The organism is Bradyrhizobium sp. USDA 4504, from assembly GCF_054063995.1.
In genome coordinates this window covers 756,524-774,007 of sequence record NZ_JBSSGV010000001.1, presented here as the reverse complement: position 1 = coordinate 774,007, position 17,484 = coordinate 756,524, and the positions used below count along the sequence as shown (strand labels likewise).

16 protein-coding genes are annotated in these 17,484 nt (G+C 65.4%); 7 read left to right on the top strand and 9 right to left on the bottom strand.

Annotated elements, in window-relative coordinates; genetic code table 11:
- Positions 1-2: 2 nt before the first annotated feature.
- Positions 3-749 carry an NAD(P)H-dependent oxidoreductase gene (locus ACVMB1_RS03265; RefSeq protein ID WP_057018852.1) on the top strand — a complete coding sequence of 249 codons (747 nt, stop codon included), beginning with the start codon at positions 3-5 and terminating at the stop codon, positions 747-749.
- 184 nt (positions 750-933) lie between these two features.
- Here ACVMB1_RS03265 and ACVMB1_RS03260 read toward each other — a convergent pair whose 3' ends face one another.
- From ACVMB1_RS03260 to ACVMB1_RS03220, 9 genes are all read right to left on the bottom strand, one after another.
- Positions 934-2,127, bottom strand: coding sequence for an acyl-CoA dehydrogenase family protein (locus tag ACVMB1_RS03260; RefSeq protein ID WP_092083745.1), 1,194 nt, complete (start codon positions 2,125-2,127; stop codon positions 934-936).
- Positions 2,124-3,059, bottom strand: coding sequence for an alpha/beta hydrolase (locus ACVMB1_RS03255; RefSeq protein ID WP_141342420.1), 936 nt, complete (start codon positions 3,057-3,059; stop codon positions 2,124-2,126). Before ACVMB1_RS03255 ends, ACVMB1_RS03260 begins: the two co-directional genes overlap by 4 nt.
- Position 3,060: 1 nt before the next feature.
- Positions 3,061-3,810, bottom strand: a complete 750-nt coding sequence (locus ACVMB1_RS03250; protein ID WP_057018854.1) for an SDR family NAD(P)-dependent oxidoreductase — start codon at positions 3,808-3,810, stop codon at positions 3,061-3,063.
- A gap of 1 nt (position 3,811) precedes the next feature.
- Complete coding sequence (locus tag ACVMB1_RS03245; protein ID WP_141342419.1) at positions 3,812-4,606, bottom strand: enoyl-CoA hydratase/isomerase family protein; 795 nt, start codon at positions 4,604-4,606, stop codon at positions 3,812-3,814.
- A 13-nt stretch (positions 4,607-4,619) separates the two neighbouring features.
- Positions 4,620-5,117 carry an aromatic-ring-hydroxylating dioxygenase subunit beta gene (locus ACVMB1_RS03240; RefSeq protein ID WP_038387409.1) on the bottom strand — a complete coding sequence of 166 codons (498 nt, stop codon included), beginning with the start codon at positions 5,115-5,117 and terminating at the stop codon, positions 4,620-4,622.
- Positions 5,117-6,376 (bottom strand): aromatic ring-hydroxylating oxygenase subunit alpha, encoded by a 1,260-nt coding sequence (locus ACVMB1_RS03235; RefSeq protein ID WP_057018905.1) that lies wholly within the window; start codon positions 6,374-6,376, stop codon positions 5,117-5,119. The genes ACVMB1_RS03240 and ACVMB1_RS03235 overlap by 1 nt, the downstream gene beginning before the upstream one ends.
- Positions 6,377-6,562: 186 nt before the next feature.
- Positions 6,563-7,072 (bottom strand): hypothetical protein, encoded by a 510-nt coding sequence (locus tag ACVMB1_RS03230; protein ID WP_141342417.1) that lies wholly within the window; start codon positions 7,070-7,072, stop codon positions 6,563-6,565.
- A complete protein-coding gene (locus tag ACVMB1_RS03225) occupies positions 7,069-8,097 on the bottom strand; it encodes a phosphotransferase family protein (protein WP_159109513.1) in 1,029 nt (342 codons plus the stop codon). The genes ACVMB1_RS03230 and ACVMB1_RS03225 overlap by 4 nt, the downstream gene beginning before the upstream one ends.
- A 32-nt stretch (positions 8,098-8,129) precedes the next feature.
- Positions 8,130-9,683, bottom strand: coding sequence for an acyl-CoA synthetase (locus ACVMB1_RS03220; protein ID WP_141342415.1), 1,554 nt, complete (start codon positions 9,681-9,683; stop codon positions 8,130-8,132).
- Between the two features lie 203 nt (positions 9,684-9,886).
- On the opposite strand from ACVMB1_RS03220, the gene ACVMB1_RS03215 reads away from it, so the two are divergent.
- The 6 genes from ACVMB1_RS03215 to ACVMB1_RS03190 all read left to right on the top strand — a co-directional run bounded on the left by ACVMB1_RS03215 (position 9,887) and on the right by ACVMB1_RS03190 (position 17,481).
- On the top strand, positions 9,887-11,110 hold the full coding sequence (locus ACVMB1_RS03215; RefSeq protein WP_141342414.1) for an ABC transporter substrate-binding protein: 1,224 nt from the start codon (positions 9,887-9,889) through the stop codon (positions 11,108-11,110).
- Positions 11,111-11,160: 50 nt separating this feature from the next.
- Positions 11,161-12,276, top strand: coding sequence for a hypothetical protein (locus ACVMB1_RS03210; RefSeq protein ID WP_057018861.1), 1,116 nt, complete (start codon positions 11,161-11,163; stop codon positions 12,274-12,276).
- 5 nt (positions 12,277-12,281) lie between these two features.
- Positions 12,282-13,208, top strand: coding sequence for an acyl-CoA thioesterase (locus ACVMB1_RS03205; RefSeq protein WP_141342413.1), 927 nt, complete (start codon positions 12,282-12,284; stop codon positions 13,206-13,208).
- A 208-nt stretch (positions 13,209-13,416) separates the two neighbouring features.
- Positions 13,417-13,650, top strand: a complete 234-nt coding sequence (locus tag ACVMB1_RS03200; protein ID WP_159109512.1) for a hypothetical protein — start codon at positions 13,417-13,419, stop codon at positions 13,648-13,650.
- Between the two features lie 280 nt (positions 13,651-13,930).
- Positions 13,931-16,261, top strand: a complete 2,331-nt coding sequence (locus ACVMB1_RS03195; RefSeq protein WP_456815230.1) for a TonB-dependent siderophore receptor — start codon at positions 13,931-13,933, stop codon at positions 16,259-16,261.
- A complete protein-coding gene (locus ACVMB1_RS03190; RefSeq protein WP_141341620.1) occupies positions 16,261-17,481 on the top strand; it encodes a PepSY-associated TM helix domain-containing protein in 1,221 nt (406 codons plus the stop codon). Before ACVMB1_RS03195 ends, ACVMB1_RS03190 begins: the two co-directional genes overlap by 1 nt.
- The last annotated feature ends 3 nt before the right edge of the window (positions 17,482-17,484 follow it).

Below are 17,484 nucleotides of genomic sequence, written 5' to 3'. Positions count from 1 at the left end.
AGATGAAGGTCCTGATCGTCTTTGCCCATCAGGAGACGCAGTCGTTCAACGCTGCACTGCTGGCGCGGTCGGTGGCGGAACTGACCGCGCTCGGGCATACGGTCAGGATCTCCGATCTCTACGCCATGCGGTTCAACCCGGTAGCGACCGCCGAAGACTTTGGCGCGCGGCGGTTTCCCGACCGGCTGCAATATGACCGCGAGCAGAAATACAATCTGCAGCACGGGGCGCTCAGCGGCGACATCGCCGCCGAGATCGAGAAGCTGCTGTGGTGCGACCTCCTGATCTTGCAGTTTCCGCTGTGGTGGTTCTCGGTCCCCGCCATCATGAAAGGCTGGATCGACCGCGTGTTCGTCAACGGCGCAATTTACGGCAGCGGCCGCCGCTACGACACCGGCGGCCTTGCCGGCCGCCGCGCCATGGTCGTGACCTCGACCGCCGCCTATCCCGGCATGTGCGCGCCCGACGGGCTGGTCGGTGCGCTCGATGTGGTACTGTGGCCGATCCAGAACGGCATGCTGGCCTATGCGGGCTGCAAGGTGCTGCCGCCGTTCGTGTCGTATTCAGTGAACTTCGTCGACGAGGCCACGCGGCACCGCTATCTCAACGACTATGCCGAACGGCTGCGGCGGCTCGAGACCACCGAGCCGCTGTTCTTCCACCCGCTCGCGGATTTTGGCGAGGACTGGCGGCTGAAGCCGGGCATTGCGGCGCAGACTGTCGGCCAGGGCGCTCGTGCCCAGAAATGACATGACCCGGACGTAGGTCTGCTCCCTCGCCCCGTTCTTACGGGGAGAGGGTTGGGGTGAGGGGCCGCATCCGCAGACGCGCTGCCAGAAACGCTCGTGGAGACTCCCCCTCACCCGGATCGCATCTCACGATGCGATCCGACCTCTCCCCGCAAGCGGGGCGAGGTAAGAAAGAGCGCCGGCGTCACATCCTTTTCGCCACTTCCTCCAGCATCACCTCGGTGGCGCCGCCGCCGATCGTCAGCACCCGCGCGTCGCGCACCATGCGCTCGATCGGGGTGCCGCGCATGAAGCCTGAGCCGCCGTGCAGTTGCAGGCAGCCATGCACGACCTCGTGCAGCACCTCGGGCGACAGCGCCTTCACCATCGAGACCTCACGCAGGCAATCCTGCCCGGCCGCCGCGAGCTCGGCGGCCTGATAGGCCAGCGCCCGCGCCGCCGCCGCCTTCGCGGCAAGCTGGGCGAGCTTCAGCCGCACGCCCTGCTGATTCCAGAGCGGGCCGCCGAATGCCTGCCGCGTCTTCACGTAATTCGTCGTCAGCTCGATCGCCTTGGCGGATTCGCCCGCGCAGATGCCGCCGATGCAGATGCGCTCGTTCTGGAAGGTCTCCATGATGCCATAGAAGCCCTTGTTCTCCTCGCCGAGCAGGTTTTCCGCCGGCACGCGCACGTCCTGGAACGCGATCTCGGCGGTGTCCGAGCAGAGCCAGCCATGCTTGTCGAGCTTGGTCGCCGTGATGCCCGGCGTGTTGCGCTCGACGATGAACAGCGAGATGCCGCGGCTGCCCTTGGCATGCGGGTCGGTCCGCGCGGCGACGATCAGGATGTCGCCATAGACCGCGTTGGTGATGAACATCTTTGCGCCGTTGATCACCCAGCTGTCGCCGTCGCGCCGCGCCCGCGTCTTGAGGCCTGCGACGTCGGAGCCCGCATCGGGCTCGGTCACCGCGATCGAGCAGACCGTCTCGCCGCGGATAATCGCCGGCAAATACTTCTGCTTCTGTTCCGGCGTACCGCGCAAGGAGATGTGCACCGCCGACATGTCGGTATGCACGAGGATCGACGAGGTGAAACCGCCGAAGCTGGAGCGCCCCAACTCCTCGGCGAATACCATCGAGGCCAGCGGCCCCATGTCGGTGCCGCCATGGTCGACCGCGTGGCGCATGCCGAGAAAGCCGAGCGCGCCCATGCGGCGATAGATCTCGCGCGGGATCTTGCCGTCGCGCTCCCACGCCTCGGCATGCGGCACTACTTCCTTCTCGACGAAGCGGCGCACCTGCTCGCGCAGCATGCGCAGCTCCTCGGGCAGATTGGGCTGCTCCGAAAAGTGGAACTCGGCCTCAGTGAGCTGGCGCGGATCCGACGTCATGACGTTCATTGTGGCGCCCTCTCATGGCCGATGTGAAGATGCTTGCGCAAAAAAGCTGCCAGCGATGCGATCGCCTCGCGCGCCTGCGAAATCTCCGGGAACATCTGGAAGACGTGGATCATGCCGTCCCACACCTGGAGCTTGACGTCGACACCGGCAGCCTGCGCCCGGGCGGCCAGTTCCGTCGCATCGTCGCGCACGGTCTCGCGGTCGCCGACCTGCACCAGCAGCGGCGGCAGACGGGTGAGATCGGCATAAAGCGGCGAGGCCAGCGGATCGCGGACATTGCCGTCCTTGCCAAGGTAGTTCTTCGCCAGCGCCAGGATCATCGCGCGCTGGTGGATCGGATCGGCCTCGGCCCTGCTCTGATAGCTCGCGCCGCTCGCGGTAAGATCGGTCCAGGGCGACATCAGCGCGGCGGCGGCGGGCAGCGGCAAGCCACGGTCGCGCGCCGCCAGCATCGCGCACAGCACGAGATTGCCGCCGGCCGAATCCCCGGCGAAGGCGATATCCGCCGGATGCAGCCCCTGATCGCGCAGATATCGATAGGCAATCAGCGCATCCTCGAGTGCCGCGGGGAAACGATGCTCCGGGGCAAGCCGGTAATTGATCGAGAGCACGCGGCAGCCGGATGCATCGGCGATCCGTGCGGCCAGGTCGCGATGCGACGCGACCGAGCCGATACGGAAACCGCCGCCGTGAAAATAGAGGATCACCTTGTCGCGCGATGCGCCCATCGGCACGAGCCATTCGCCGTCGACCCCGCCGGCGGCGACCGGTTGGCGCGTCACCGGCACCGAGCAGCCGGCAAAGGCGGCGTCCCAGTCGTCGCGCATCTGCGCCACCGATGTATCGCGGGTCCAGCCGCGATAGATCGCGCGCAAACGCTCGATCGCGCGATCGACCGGCGTGATTGCGATATCGTCGTCCGCGCTGCCCATTTCAGCCGCCGATGCCCATGCCGCCGGAAACGCCGAGCGTCTCTCCGGTGATATAGGCGGCCTGGTCGGAAGCCAGGAACAGCGCGGCAGCCGCGACCTCCTCCGGCTCGCCGAGGCGGCCGAGCAGCGTTGCGCCGGTCATTGCCTGCAGGATTCTGTCGCCGCCCTTTGCCACCGCCTGCTCCAGCATCGGCGTGCGGATCGGTCCCGGCGCGATCGCGTTCGCAGTGATGCCATAGCGTGCATTCTCCCGCGCGATGCTCCGGGTGAACGAGATCACGCCGCCCTTGGCCGCGGAGTAGACCGCGCCGCCCTTTGAGCCGAGCCGCGCCGCTTCCGAGGTAACGTTGATGATGCGGCCAAAGCCCGCCGCCTGCATCGCCGGCAACGCGGCGTGGGTGCAGGCCAAGACCGAGGTGAGATTGACCGCGATCAGCCGCGCCCAATCCTCCGCCGTGGTATCGGTGAAGAAGGCATGCTGATCGATGCCGGCATTGTTGACGACAATGTCGAATGGGCCGTCCTGCGCCATCACAGCCTGCACTGCCGTGGCATCGCTGACGTCTAATCCTGCAACGCCGGCGCCGGTCTCGCGCGCCAGCTCCGAGGCCGCGGCGACATCGAGATCGGCGATCACAACCCTGGCGCCCGCGCCGGCAAAGCTGCGCGCGATCGCAGCACCGATGCCCCGCGCGCCGCCGGAGACGAAGGCGCGGCGGCCATCGAGACGTCCGAATGGCAAGCTCGCCACCTCAGCGCCCCGTGAATACAGGCTGGCGCCGCTCGATCACCGCGGCGAGCCCTTCGCGTGCATCGGTCATCCCCGAGAGTTCCGCGACGGTGCGCGCCTCTTCCGACAGGCATTGCTCGATGCTGGTGCCGGTGCCGGCCCAGACCAGCCGCTTGGTCGCCGCCAGCGCCTTCGGCGCGCCGGCCGCAAGCTCGCGGGCCAGCGCGAGCGATGCATCGGCGAGCTCGGCATCGGGCACGACCCTGGTGACGATGCCCATCTGCAACGCTTCGGCAGCCGGGATCACCGGGTTGGTCAACAGGATCGACATCGCCCGCCGCAGGCCGACCAGCCGCGACAGTGTAACGGAGACGCCGGCATCCGGCGCCATCGCCACCCGCGTCGCGCCAGCGAGGAACTTTGCCGATTCCGCCGCGATCACGATATCGGAAGCGCAGACCAGGCCGAAGCCGCCGCCGCCCGCCGCAAAGCCCTGCACCGATGATATGACCGGCGCCTCCAGCCGCAGCAATCCAGTCACCGCATTCTGCAGATACGCCGTCGCCTGACGGATATAGTCCGGCAGCTTCTCGCCCTTGGAGGCAAAGGCGCGGACGTCGCCACCGGCGCAGAAATTGGTGCCCTCGCCGCTCAGCAGCACGACGCGCAGATCGGAATGACCATGACAGACCATGATGGCATCGCACAGCGCGCGGAGCAGCTCGACACTCATGCCGTTGGCCGCATCGGGGCGGTTGAGCCGCAGCCGCGCGATGCCGTCGGTGATGTCGAGCAGAACGGGGCCCTTGTCGATCATGGCGCGTTTTCCTCTAGACCAGGAACGAGAGCGTGTAGATCGCCTTGTCGTTGTTGACGAGGATGACCTTCTTGGCGGCCATCCGCAATTCGCCATCGACATGGCGCAACCGGTATTCATTGCGCGCCGCCCACAGCGTGTCGTCGCGCAGGCTCGATTCGAAAATGAGGCTGTTGCTGGCAACCGCGATGTCGCCGTCGTCAGGCTGCTCATCCATCAATTCGATGTTGGAGATCAGCCGTCGCAAATTCGACTGCGGCGTCTGGGTGAAGTGCTTGCCGGTCATCAGCTGCCGGACGCGCAGCGCGATCCGCGAGCGGTTGTCGTAGATGATCGACATCTGCCGTTCCGGGTCGATGTCGGCGCCGTTGGCCGGCACCCAATAGACGCCGTCGTCGGTCCAGAGCTTTTCCCAGGCCTCGTATTGATGCTCGTCCTGCAGCCGCGCCTCGCGATAAAGGAAGGCGGTGATGGCGCTCATCAACGTGGCGCTGCTCTCGCGCGACAGCATCAGCTAGGCTCCATCAACTTGCGATAATGGGTCCAGATGCCGCGCGACGGCACCTCGTCGGTGACGTGGCCGACCGTGAAGCCGAGTTCGTCCTGCCGCTCGCGCTTCTCGCCGCGGCCGAGGAAGATCCACTCGGGATTGCGCGCCAGCACGCCGCGATGGCAGCGCTCGTACATTTCGGAATCGTCCGCCAGCAGGAAGCCGGCTGGGCCGACCGAGCCCATGGTCTGCTGGCGCAGCCTTCGGTTCAGATCGGGCGCGCCCTTGAACTGCAACGCGGTGACGTGCTGCACGCTGTCGTCGACGCCGAGCGGCTGGATCACGAACATCTGGATCTCGGCGATGAACAGGTTCGGGAAGATCATCACATGCGGCGTGCCGTCGATCATGATCTCCCGCGCGGCGGTGTCGCCATGGGCGGCCTTCATGCGCGCCGTGTAGTCCGGCAACCGGTCCTCGCTGGTGCCGAACCAGCTCATCGGCGCGTCGCGCTTGCGGAACTCGGGCCGCAGGTCGATCTCGGTATGGCCGTTGCCGTAGTCGCGCGTCAGCGCGGTCGAGGCTCCGCCATAGAGTTTGCCGATCATGCTGTCGGCGACGCCGAAGATCGAGGTGTGCACGAAGGCCGGGTGATAGCCGTCGCACTCGTTCTCCAGGATGAACTTCCAGTTCGCCTTGACGCGATGCTTGAGGAAGCCCGCCGTGATCTCGACCTCGTTCTCCGGCGAGGTGCGCACCAGCCGGTCGATGGTCTCGGCGGCGCCGCCGAGATGCTCCTTCAACGTCGGGCCATCGGCCGCGAACGAGCCGAACACGAAGCCGCGGTAAGACTCGACGCGCGTCACCCGCCCGAGCGCAAGCTGCGACTTGTCCTGCCCCTCATAGCCGTCGGGGAAGGCATAACCGACCAGGCGGCCGTCATTGGCAAAAGTCCAGGAGTGGAACGGACAGGTGAACGAGCGGGCATTGCCGCGCTCATAGGAGCAGATCTGGTTGCCGCGATGCGAGCAGCGATTGAGCAGCAGATTGACCTTGCCCTGCTCGTCGCGCGTCATGATCACGGATTGCGGGCCGATCGACTTGACGACGTAGTCGTTGGCGTTCGGGACCTCGCTCTCATGCCCGACATAGACCCAGGTGCGGTACCAGATGTTCTTGAGCTCGGCCTCGAAGATGTCAGGGTCGGTGTAGAGCGATCCGTGCACCCGGTCGGGCCGGATCAGCCGTTCCCATGGCGGGACGCCGGTCATCATGTTCATCGCTCCGTCTCCCTCGCCGGCCGCTTGCCGCGGATGTCTATCGGCCATTCAATAATAATCCGACCGACCGTTCGGTGAATTAATAGCATGAGCGCCATGGACCGGCAAGCTTCTTCGTGAGCGTCGCCGCTGGTCGCGGAAGGCGTGCAACGATGCATCCCGGCGGCGGTCGGCGACGAAACCACGCTAGCCCTGCGCCGCACCACCGTCGCGCTCGCGACCCGCGATCTGCTGCAGCATCGACTTCGGCGTCGTCGCAAGCTCGATCTTGAGCTGGTCGCAAATCGCCCGCCGCAGCAGGCGCTCGATCTCGGTCGCAGCATTGGGACTAGCCGCCCGTGCGTGCTCCCCGCTCGCCCAGAGCAGAAGTTGCCCCAGCCGCCGGTCGCCATCGTCGCGCAATGCCTCGATCGCGGCAACGTCGGACGGGCCGCCCTGGATGCGCGGCGTCGAAGGAACCTCCGGATGCGTCATGCTGCCGGCCAGTCGCTCGACCGTCGCGAAAGTATCGTCCTGCAGACGCACTTGCTCGAGCAGCGGCCCGGCCTTCCAGTCGGCTGCGAGCTTCAGCCCGTTCAGCGCGTAGACTGCAGAGAACACCTGCCCGCGAACGAAATCGTCATTGCTGTTCGGCACGACGTGGCTTAGCAGCGCATCGATTATGCCGTCGATCAACCGCTCGAAGGATGCACTCATGCCGCGGCCTCCAATGCGCGCTCGAAGGCCCGCACGATCGAGGGCATCTGGCTTGCCATCACGGCGAGCCGCATGTCGTTGAAGCGATCGACCTCGAAGGCGCGCACCGCGCACATCTGGATCGCTGCCGCCTGATACAGCGCATAGGCCTCGTAGAAGGCGAGGCTCTTGTCCGAGACGGGAATGCCGGAGGCGCGCTGATAGAGATCAATCACCTCCGTGCGCTCGAGCACGCCATAGAGCTTTCGGCTCCTGGCGTTGAAGGTCGGCAGCATCGCCCAGGCCAGATCTTCATGCGGATCGCCCAGGTGCGTGAGCTCCCAATCGAGGATGGCTGTGATCCGCCCGTTGTGCTCGATGAAGTTCCCGATCCGGTAGTCGCCGTGCACGATGGTCCGGCGCGGCGGCCGCGGACAGTTGTCCTGCAGCCAGCGTCCACCCCAGTCGAGCAGCGGATAGTAACGCGCCGTCGGCCGCGCCAACGAGGCGCGCCAGCCGGCGATGGCGCGGACTTCGGCACGTTCTCCGCTGTGATGCCGCGATGCGAATGGCGTCGCATCCGCGTCGACCCGGTGCAGCGACGCGAGGATCTCGACGAACTGCCGGGCGACCGCGCGCTTGTGGTCCGGATCGAGTTCGCTCGCCGCCCAGGGCGCCGGCACGTCGCCCTCGACATGCGCGCAGATGAAGAACGGAAAGCCGATCTCGGCGCCATCCTGTTCTGATGACACCAACGCCGGCACCGGTACGCCGCTGCCGGCCAGCGACTGCAGCGCATAAACCTGGGGCAGCACCGAGTAAGGCGCAAACAGCCCGCTCGGTGGACCGACGCGCAGGATCAGTTTGCGGTCGCCTTCAGCCGCAGTGCGGGCCACGAACGCATAGGTGATCCAGGAGAAACCCGATGACTTGCGGCCGAAGCCCACAATCTCCGTCCGGCTCCCGGATATCCGCGACAGATGCCGCCCGAGTGCTGGCCGCACCGCGTCGTCATTGACCACGACCGGGCGAACAGGCTCCGGCACATCTTGATGGGATCGTTTCGTAGCCTCCGGCATCAATTGACCGACCTCGTATAGCCTTGCCACTTCTCCTCGCGCAGCGCCGACTTCATGATCTTGCCGGAGCCGGTCAGCGGCAATGGCTCGAGGCGGATATCGACAGAACGCGGGCACTTGTAGCCGGCGATCAAGGTGCGGCAGTGCGCGATCACCATTTCGGAATCGAGACTCCTGCCGTCCTTCGGCACGACGATCGCATGTACCGCCTCGCCCCATTGCGGATCGGGCACCGCGATTACGGCGCATTCCTTGACGTGCTCATGCTGGAAGATGGCGTTCTCCACCTCGCCGGAATAGACGTTCTCGCCGCCCGAGACGATCATGTCCTTCAGTCGGTCGACGATATAGACAAACCCGTCATCGTCCATCCAGGCGCCGTCGCCGGTGTGCAGCCATCCGTTGCGCATCACGCGCGCGCTTTCCTCAGGCTTGCGCCAATAGCCGAGCATCACGCCGGCGCCGCGGATCGCGATCTCGCCCACCGTCCCGCGCGGTACCTCATTGCCCGCGGGATCGATGATGCGGATTTCAACGCCTGGCGCTGCCCGCCCCGCCGATTTGCGCTTGCCCGCCAGCGGCCCTTCCAGCGCGTGATACTCCCACGGCAGGATGGTCGCCAGCGCTGCGCTTTCGGTCATGCCGTAGCCCTGGTGAAAGCGCCAGCTCGGCAGCACGCGCATCAGCTTGACCAGCAGCGCGTCGGGCATCGGCGAGGCGCCATATTCGCAATCCTTGACGCTGCTCAGGTCATATGTGCCGAAGGATGGATGATTGAGCATCATGTTGAGCATGGTCGGCACAAACAGGCAGTAGTCCACTCTGTGTTCGGCGATGGTCCTCATCGCGAGCTCGGGCTCGAACTTCGGGATGGTGACGTGGGTACCGCCCACGAGCGTGAGCGCGATCATCGGCGAAGTGCCGGCCAGATGGAACATGCCGGCCGAGTGCAGATACCGGGTATCTTCACGGAACCGGAGCGCATAGATCCAGACCAGCGATTCATAGATGATGTTGGCATGTGACAGCATCACGCCCTTGGGAAACCCGGTGGTACCGCCGGTGTAGAAGATGCCCGCGAGATCGTTGTAGGCGCCGGAGGCGTCCTCGATCGGCGCATGCGCAATGAGTTCGTCATAGCTTTGCATACCGTCGGGCACTTGCCCCTCGTCGAGATAGACCATAGCGGCGAGTGATTTTGTGCCGCGCAGCGCGGACGCAATCTCGGCAAAGGCCTTGTCGACCAGCAATAGTTTTGGCGTGGAATCGTTAATCGCATAGGCGTTCTCGGCGACCGCCCAGCGCGTGTTGAGCGGCACCGCGACCGCACCGGCCCAGGCGATGGCATAGAGCGCCTCGATATAGAGGTCGCTGTTGTGCGCGAGGATGGCGACGCGATCGCCGGCATCGACGCCGAGCCGTCGCAGCCCGCCCGCGGCACAGGCAACGCGATGGCCGATCTCCTTCCAGCTCCGCGACCGTCCGGCGTGGATGGTGCCGGGTGCGTCCTTGCGCAACTGCACCGCCGCTATCAGCGCCTGCGTCAGCTTCATGTTTCCTCCTCAACCGCCATGCGGCCGCGCACGCCTGCGGATGTTTCCGTCACGCATGAGGCCGATACGCCGTCCGGAAATTCCTGTTGATAATCCGGACAGACGGTCTATTATTGCATAGCCGATGCGAGGGGTAAAGCCTTTCAAGGCTTCCATCGCCGGATCAACCAGCCCCGCAAAAGAGGGCGTCATGGGAGGGGAAGATGCGGAAGCCAATCGTCACGCTTGCCGTGTGGGCGTTCGCGCTCGCCGGCGCGCTCGGAACGGCGAACGCCCAGAAGGCCTATGGTCCCGGGGTCAGTGACAGCGAGATCCTGCTCGGCGCCAACGCGCCCTACAGCGGACCGGCATCGATCTATGCGAGCTTCCCGAAAACCATGCTCGCCTATTTCACGATGCTGAACGAGAAAGGCGGCATCAATGGCCGCCACATCAACTTCCTGACCCGCGACGACGCCTATAGCCCGCCCAAGACCGTCGAAGTGACGCGCGCGCTGGTCGAGAACGACAAGGTGCTCGCGATCATGGCGCCGTTCGGCACGCCGACCAACGCCGCGATCCAGAAATATCTCAACAGCAATGGCGTTCCGCATCTGCTGGTGCAGAGTGGCGGCACCCGCTGGAACGATCCCAAGCAGTTCCCCTGGACGACGCCCTACTCGCCGACCTACGTCAACGAGTCCCGGATCATCGCGCGCTACGTGCTGCGCGAGAAGCCGGATGCCAGGATCGGCGTGCTGCTGCAGGCCGACGACATCGGCAAGGACTTTGTGCTTGGCCTGAAGGAAGGGCTCGGCACCAAGGCCGACACCATGATCGTCAAGGAGGCGATGTATCAGTCGACCGAGCCCACGATCGATTCCCAGATCGTGAACCTGAAAGCATCAGGCGCCGATACGATCCTGATCGCCGCACAGAACAAATTCGCCTCGATGGCGATCCGCAAGATCCACGAGCTTGGCTGGAAACCGCTGATCTTCCTCGGCTCGACCGCGAATTCGATCGCCGGCGTGCTGGTGCCGGCAGGCATCGAGGCCTCCACCGGCATCCTGACCACGACTTCCTACAAGACGCCGAACGATCCGGCGTGGGCCAATGACAAGGGCATGACCGACTATCTCGCCTTCGCCGCGAAATATATGCCGGGGATGGATCCGAACGACGTGATCGCGGTGACCGGCTACACCACGGCCCAGCTCGGCGCGATCATCCTGCAGCGCTGCGGCGACAACCTCACGCGGGAGAACGTGCTGAAGCAGGCCACCAATCTCAGCGGCATCGAGCTGCCGATGCTGCTCCCGGGCATCACGATCCAGACCGCGCCGCAGGACTACGCGGCGATCACCGAGCGCCGTTTCGCCCGCTTCGACGGCAAGACCTGGGTGCTGTTCGGCGACATCGTGGGCGCCGGCCCGGCCAAGGACTGATCCCGCGCTACCCATCCGACCGAACCGGCTCAAACACAAGGACAAGAACAATGCTGACAGCCCAGGACGATCTCATCGGCCACCAGACGCCGCAGCCGTTTGCCAAGGCAGGCGGCGGCGATGCAAGGTTCACCGAACGCTACTGGTACACCGCGCATCCGATCGACGGCAGCGAACTGCTGATCGACATCGGGCTCGGCTATTACCCGAACCGCAACGTGATCGACGGCTTTGCCGGCATCACCATCGGCCGGCGTCAGCACAATTTCCGTGCCTCGCGCCGGCTCGGGACCCGTCCGCTGGAGACGGAAGTCGGCGGGCTCAGGATCGAGATCGTCGAGGGTAACAGCCTGCATAGGATCTCGCTCGCCGACAATCCGTCCGGCATCAGCTTCGCGCTCGAATTCAAGGCGAGCTTTCCGGCGGCGCAGGAGAAGCAGAATTTTCGCGAGCGCAACGGTGTCGTCGAGGAAGACCTCGCGCGCGTCTCGCAATTCGGCCGCTGGCGCGGCTGGATCGTCGCCGACGGCAAGCGTTACGAGATCGAGCCCGAGCTGTGGTGGGGGCAGCGCGACCGCTCCTGGGGCCTGCGATCCGAGATGCGCACCGACGAGACCAGGCCGCCGGTCGCGACCCATCGCAATTTCTTCTGGACCTGGTCGATGTTCCAGTTCCCGGAGTCGGCGCTATCGATCTTCATCAAGGAGCGCGCGCCGGGCAAGCCGCATTACCTCTCGGGCACCGAGTTCCACCGCGAAGCCGACGGATCGGTGTCGCATCGCGAGGTGACCTCGCTGGAGCACAAGATCGAGTGGGCTGACGATCCGCTCGGTCAGACCATCGCGTCGGCCGACTTCACCTTCACATTCGATCGCGGCGAGCCGCGCCGCGTCAGGATGCATGGACTGCCGACGCGATTCTATCTGAAGGCCGGCATGTATGGCGGCCTGCAAGGCTGGACCCATGGCGACGACCGCGGCGAGAGCCATGCCGGGCACGACATCTGGAACCTCGACGATGCGGCGACGCGCGCCATCGCACGGACGCTGTCGGATCATGTCGTCCGGCTCGAGAGCGGCAACGAGACCGGATTTGGCATCAGCGAATACGGTGTCGCCGCCGGCTATCCGCTCTATCCCGGACCACAGAAATTCCCAGCGATGTGATCGGAATGGACGGGCAACGCAAGCGCGTCGCGGAAGGCAGCGAATTCACTTGCGATCAATGGGACAATCAGGCAGCCGAGGCGCTGGTCTCGCTCGAGACGATCGCCCCGCTCCGCTATCGCAGCCGCTTCGGCGACGGCAATCTCAATGGCCGGTCCTATGGCGGCCAGATCCTTGGCCAGGCGATGATGGCCGCGACCCTCAGCGCGCCCGAAGATCGTCCCGCCGCGATGCTGCAGCTCCTGTTCCTGCGCGGTGCCGATCCCGGCCGCCGCATCACGTTCGACGCGCAGGTCCTGCAGGACGGTAAGCGGTTCTCCTCACGCCACGTCGTGGGCAGCCAGGGCAACGGGCGCACGGTCCTGAGCGCGCAGGCCACGTTCTGCGCAGCGCAATCGGGTCCGCGGCACGCAGCGCCATTCACCCCCTCAGAGGATCCGGAAAGCCTGCCAGATCTGACCATGATCCCCGACGGGCTGATGGCGCAGTTGCGACCGCTCGGTCCTTATTCCCAGCACATCAAGCCCAGCATGGATTTCCGCATCCCCGAGATCGAACGTCAGCTCTCGGCCGCGACGGCAGAGCCGCGCCTGCGCTTCTGGATCAGATCCAGGCAGCCGCTCACCACTGCTTCTCGCGCCCAGGCCGCGGTGTTCGCCTATCTCTCGGACTGGTGGCTCAACTTCTCCAGCGTCGGCGGCCATCTCGGCGATCTGCAGTCGCGCGCGCCACTCTATCTGTCGAGCCTCAACCATTGCATCTGGTTTCATCGCGTATTTTCGCCTGACGCCTGGATGCATGTCGAAACCGAGAGCCCATGCGCGGATGGCGGCCGCGGGCTGTCGATCGCGCGCGTCCACGACCGTGACGGCGCGATGCTCGCCACCGCGATCCAAGAGACGCTGATGGTCCATCCAGAGGGCGATGCGTAGACGCCACGACGGTTGAGCTGATGCCGCGATCGCGGCTTAGTTGCAGTGCCGAGCTACGGCAAGTTCCACCCGGTGTTGAATCCTGGCAACACCGGCCAACAAAATGAACAAACGTTCAGCTTAGCTCGATCGCGACCACGACTGTGCCGCATCCCTGTCAAATCCTGCCTGCGGGTGGCGCAACAAAAACACTTTGGGGAAAACCTACATGCAGCAGGCACCGCTGGCCGCACGGAGTGCGGAATCGTCTGGATATGTTCTCTACTTCCAGCTCGCCAGCAACGGCACGAGGCGCGCGTGCAGTCTGACGATCCAGGCGGAAAGCGCCAACGAGGCGGCGCGGATCTTTCGCGAGAACTGGGGCACAATCGAATCCATGGCCCGCGACGGCGTGAGCACGGGAGTGGTCGGCAAGACGCCGGTCAGCCTGGCGTTGTCGTGAGGCGCATCGCGCGGCCTACGGCAAACCGTACACCTGAGATGTGACAGGACGACGGCTGCAGCCTTAGGCGACGATCGCACGGCCATTTGACGCGCAGACGCGACAAGCAGGTCACGAGGTTCAGGGCTCGCGCACACGCGCGAGCCCTGTCGTGTCTTAGAATGATTCAAATCCATTCCGGTTAGAGAGATTCAAGTCTGCTCCGGTTCTTTTCGCGCACGCCGACTGCTAGAGGCGCGCCGTGAACGAGTTCGCGTGAATCGGAAGTCCAAGAGTGCCTGTGAATGCTGATGGCCGGGTTGTCGGCGACCGTCGAAATGCCGCCGACAAGGGCCGCACCCATCTGCTGATCGGCGCAGCATTCCTGCTCGCCGATGTCGCCTCCGTGGCGACGCAGGCAAACGCCCGATCGAGCGTCCCGTTGCCGCCTGTTTCGGTCGACCAACCGACGCCGAAGCGCAAGCCGGCCGCCGCGGCAAAGCCGGCGCAGCGAACGCTGGCGGCCGCCGCGGCACGGCAGCGCAGCCGGAATGCCCAACCGGCGCCGCCGACACCGTCGGAGCGCGCGGCAGCTGCCGCCGCGGCGCTCAACGAAGCCAAGCTGCACTACCGCGCGATGCCAAGCCCAACCACGCTGCGCAGCGGCGGCTCGCCGCTGGACACCTCGCAGACGGTCAACGTTGTGCCCGAGCAGGTGCTGAAGGATCAGCTGCCGCGCAACCTCGACGATGCGCTCGCCAATGTCAGCGGCGTCACCCAGGCCAATACGCTGGCCGGCACCCAGGATGCGGTGATGCGCCGCGGCTTCGGCGACAACCGCGACGGCTCGATCATGCGCAACGGCATGCCGCAGGTGCAGGGCCGCAGCCTCAACGCAGCGGTCGAAAGCGTCGAGGTGCTGAAGGGCCCGGCGTCGCTGCTGTACGGCATCATGGATCCCGGCGGCATCGTCAACACGATCAGCAAGCGCCCCGAGCTCTACCAGCATGGTTCGGTGACCCTGCTCGGCTCGACCTATGCCAACTCCAGGACCGGAGCCGACGGCACCATCGACATCACCGGCCCGATCGGCGATGGCGGACTCGCCTATCGCTTTATCGGCTATGGCGTGAGCGAGGATTACTGGCGCAATTTCGGGCGCCATCGCGAAATGCTGGTCGCACCGTCGCTGGCCTGGTACGGCGAGAACACCACCGTCCAGCTCAACTACGAGCACCGCGAATTCATCACGCCGTTCGACCGCGGCACCGCATTCGATTCCGTGACCAAGGCGCCGCTGGCGATCCCGGCGACGCGCCGGCTCGACGAGCCCTTCAACAACATGTGGGGCACCTCCGACCTGATGCAGGCGTCGGTCGAGCACCGGCTGAACCAGGACTGGAAGCTGTTCGCGGCCTACAGCTACAACACCGAGACCTTCAGCGCCAACCAGCTTCGCATCACCGGCGTCAACGCCAAGACCGGCGTCGAGACCCGCAGCAATGACGGCACATGGGGCTCGCTCAGCAATGCCAGCTACGGCACCTCCTATCTGCAGGGCAATGTCTGGCTCGGCAACATTCGCAACGAGGTGCTGTTCGGCGGTGACGGCCAGTACCGCACGATCTACCGCGACGACCTGATCCGGCAGGCGACGCCGAGCTTCAACTTCTACAATCCGATCTATGGGCTGATCACGCCGGGGACGACGGTGTCCGCCGCCGATAGCGCGCAGACCGACAAGCTCGGCCAGTGGTCGCTGTTCTTCCAGGACACGCTGCATCTGACCGAGCGCTTCGCGCTGGTCGGCGGCGTACGATACATGGATTACGACCAGCTCGCCGGCAAGGGCCGCCCGTTCATCACCAATACCAATGTCTCGGCCGACAAGGTGCTGCCGCTCGGCGGCGCCATCTTCAAGCTCACCGACCAGGTCTCGCTTTATGCGAGCTACACGCAATCGCTGAAACCCACCTCGACCATCGCGCCGCTTACCGGCGGCGTCGTGATCGGGTCCAACATCGCGCCCGAAGAGGGCACCCAGTGGGAGACCGGCGTCAAGTTCGACTTCAACAAACAGATCTCCGGCACACTTGCGCTCTACGACATCGACAAGAAGAACGTGCTGGTTTCGCAGCTCAACGCCACGACTGGTATCGTCGAGTACCGTACGGCAGGCAAGGTTCGCTCGCGCGGCGTCGAACTCGACGTCACCGGCAGGCTGACTGACAATTGGAGCATGATCGGCAGCTATGGCTATACCGACGCACGCGTAACCGAGGACCCGACGCTTGCCGGCAAGGCCCTGCAGAACGTCGCGCTGAACACCGCATCGCTCTACCTCGTCTATGATTTCGGCACCACCCTGCCCGGCCGGCTTCGCCTCGGCGGCGGCGCGCGCTATGTCGGCGACCGGCCGGGCGATGCCGCGAACAGCTTCGTGCTGCCGGCCTACACGGTCGCTGACGTGTTTGCGACCTACGAGACCAAGGTCCAGTCGTTCCCGGTCATCTACCAGTTCAACGTCAAGAACCTGTTCGACACGGTCTACTACCCTTCGGCCAACAGCATCCTGACGGTCGCGATGGGCGACGCGCGGCGCTTCTCGCTCTCGGCGACGGTGAAATTCTGATGAGTGACGTTTGGCGCCCAATCAAGGCTGCACTGCTGCAGGTCCATTCCCTGGTTGGCCTCGTGCTGGCGCTGCTGTGGGCCGTGGTCGGCCTCACCGGCGCGACGATGGCCTTTGAGGATGAGATCGAGGCCAGCCTGAACAGTCGGATGATGCGCGTCGAGGCCAGTGCGGCCCGGCGGCTCACGCCGGACGAGTTGATCGCGCGGCTGGCGGCGGCGGGCGATTTCGGCAAGGTCTCGGCCGTGACGATGTCGAGCGATCCATCGGCCGCGGCCCGCATCCGTTTTGCTCGCAGCGAAGGCGGCACGCGGCCGTCCTCGGTCTATGTCGACCCCTATGATGGGCACGTGCTCGGCTCGCCGCGCGGCGAGGACTTTTTCGCAACCGTCCGCAAGCTGCACCGCTGGCTGCTGTTGCCGGGCGACGGCAATGGCATCGGCCGCAAGATCACCGGCTCAGCCGCGATCTGCCTGATCGTGATGCTGATCACCGGCCTCGTGCTGCGCTGGCCGCGTCGTGCGCGCAGCGTCAAGACGTGGCTGAAGCCGAATCTGGGACTGCGCGGCCGCGGCCTGTATCGCTCGCTGCACGCCGTGATCGGGACCTGGGTGCTGCCGGTCTATCTGGTGATGACGCTGACCGGCCTGTGGTACTCGTTCGAGTGGTACAAGGCCGGCGCCAACTGGCTGTTCGCGCGGCCTCAGGCCACAGCCGCGGCGAACGCGATGCAGCCCAAACCGCCGCGCGGCGGCGCGGCTGCAGAGAGCAAGGGTGAAGCCAAGACCGAAACCAACGCCGAGGCAAAGCCGCTTGCCTTCGATCACGTCTGGTCGGCGTTCCTGCAGCAGGAGAACAACAGTTACGGAAGGGTCCTCCTGACCATGCCGGCCGGCGCGGGCACGGCCGTGCGCGTGCGGTCATGGCCGCGGGACTCGTCGCGCGAGGCCGTGCGTGACGAATTCCGTATCGATGCCCTCACCGGCCGCGTCATCTCATCGGATCGCTACGCCGACAAGACGTTTGGCGAACGCGTCCTCGCCAGCGTGCTCGACATCCACCGCGGCGCCATCCTGGGATGGCCCGGCAAGCTCGCCTTCATGCTGGCCGCCGCCATGATGCCGCTATTCGCCGTGACCGGCCTGCTGCTTTATCTGTCCCGTCGCAGGCACCGGCGGCTCGCGCGGCAGCCGGTCGGCCACCTCGTTCCGGGCGAATGAAGC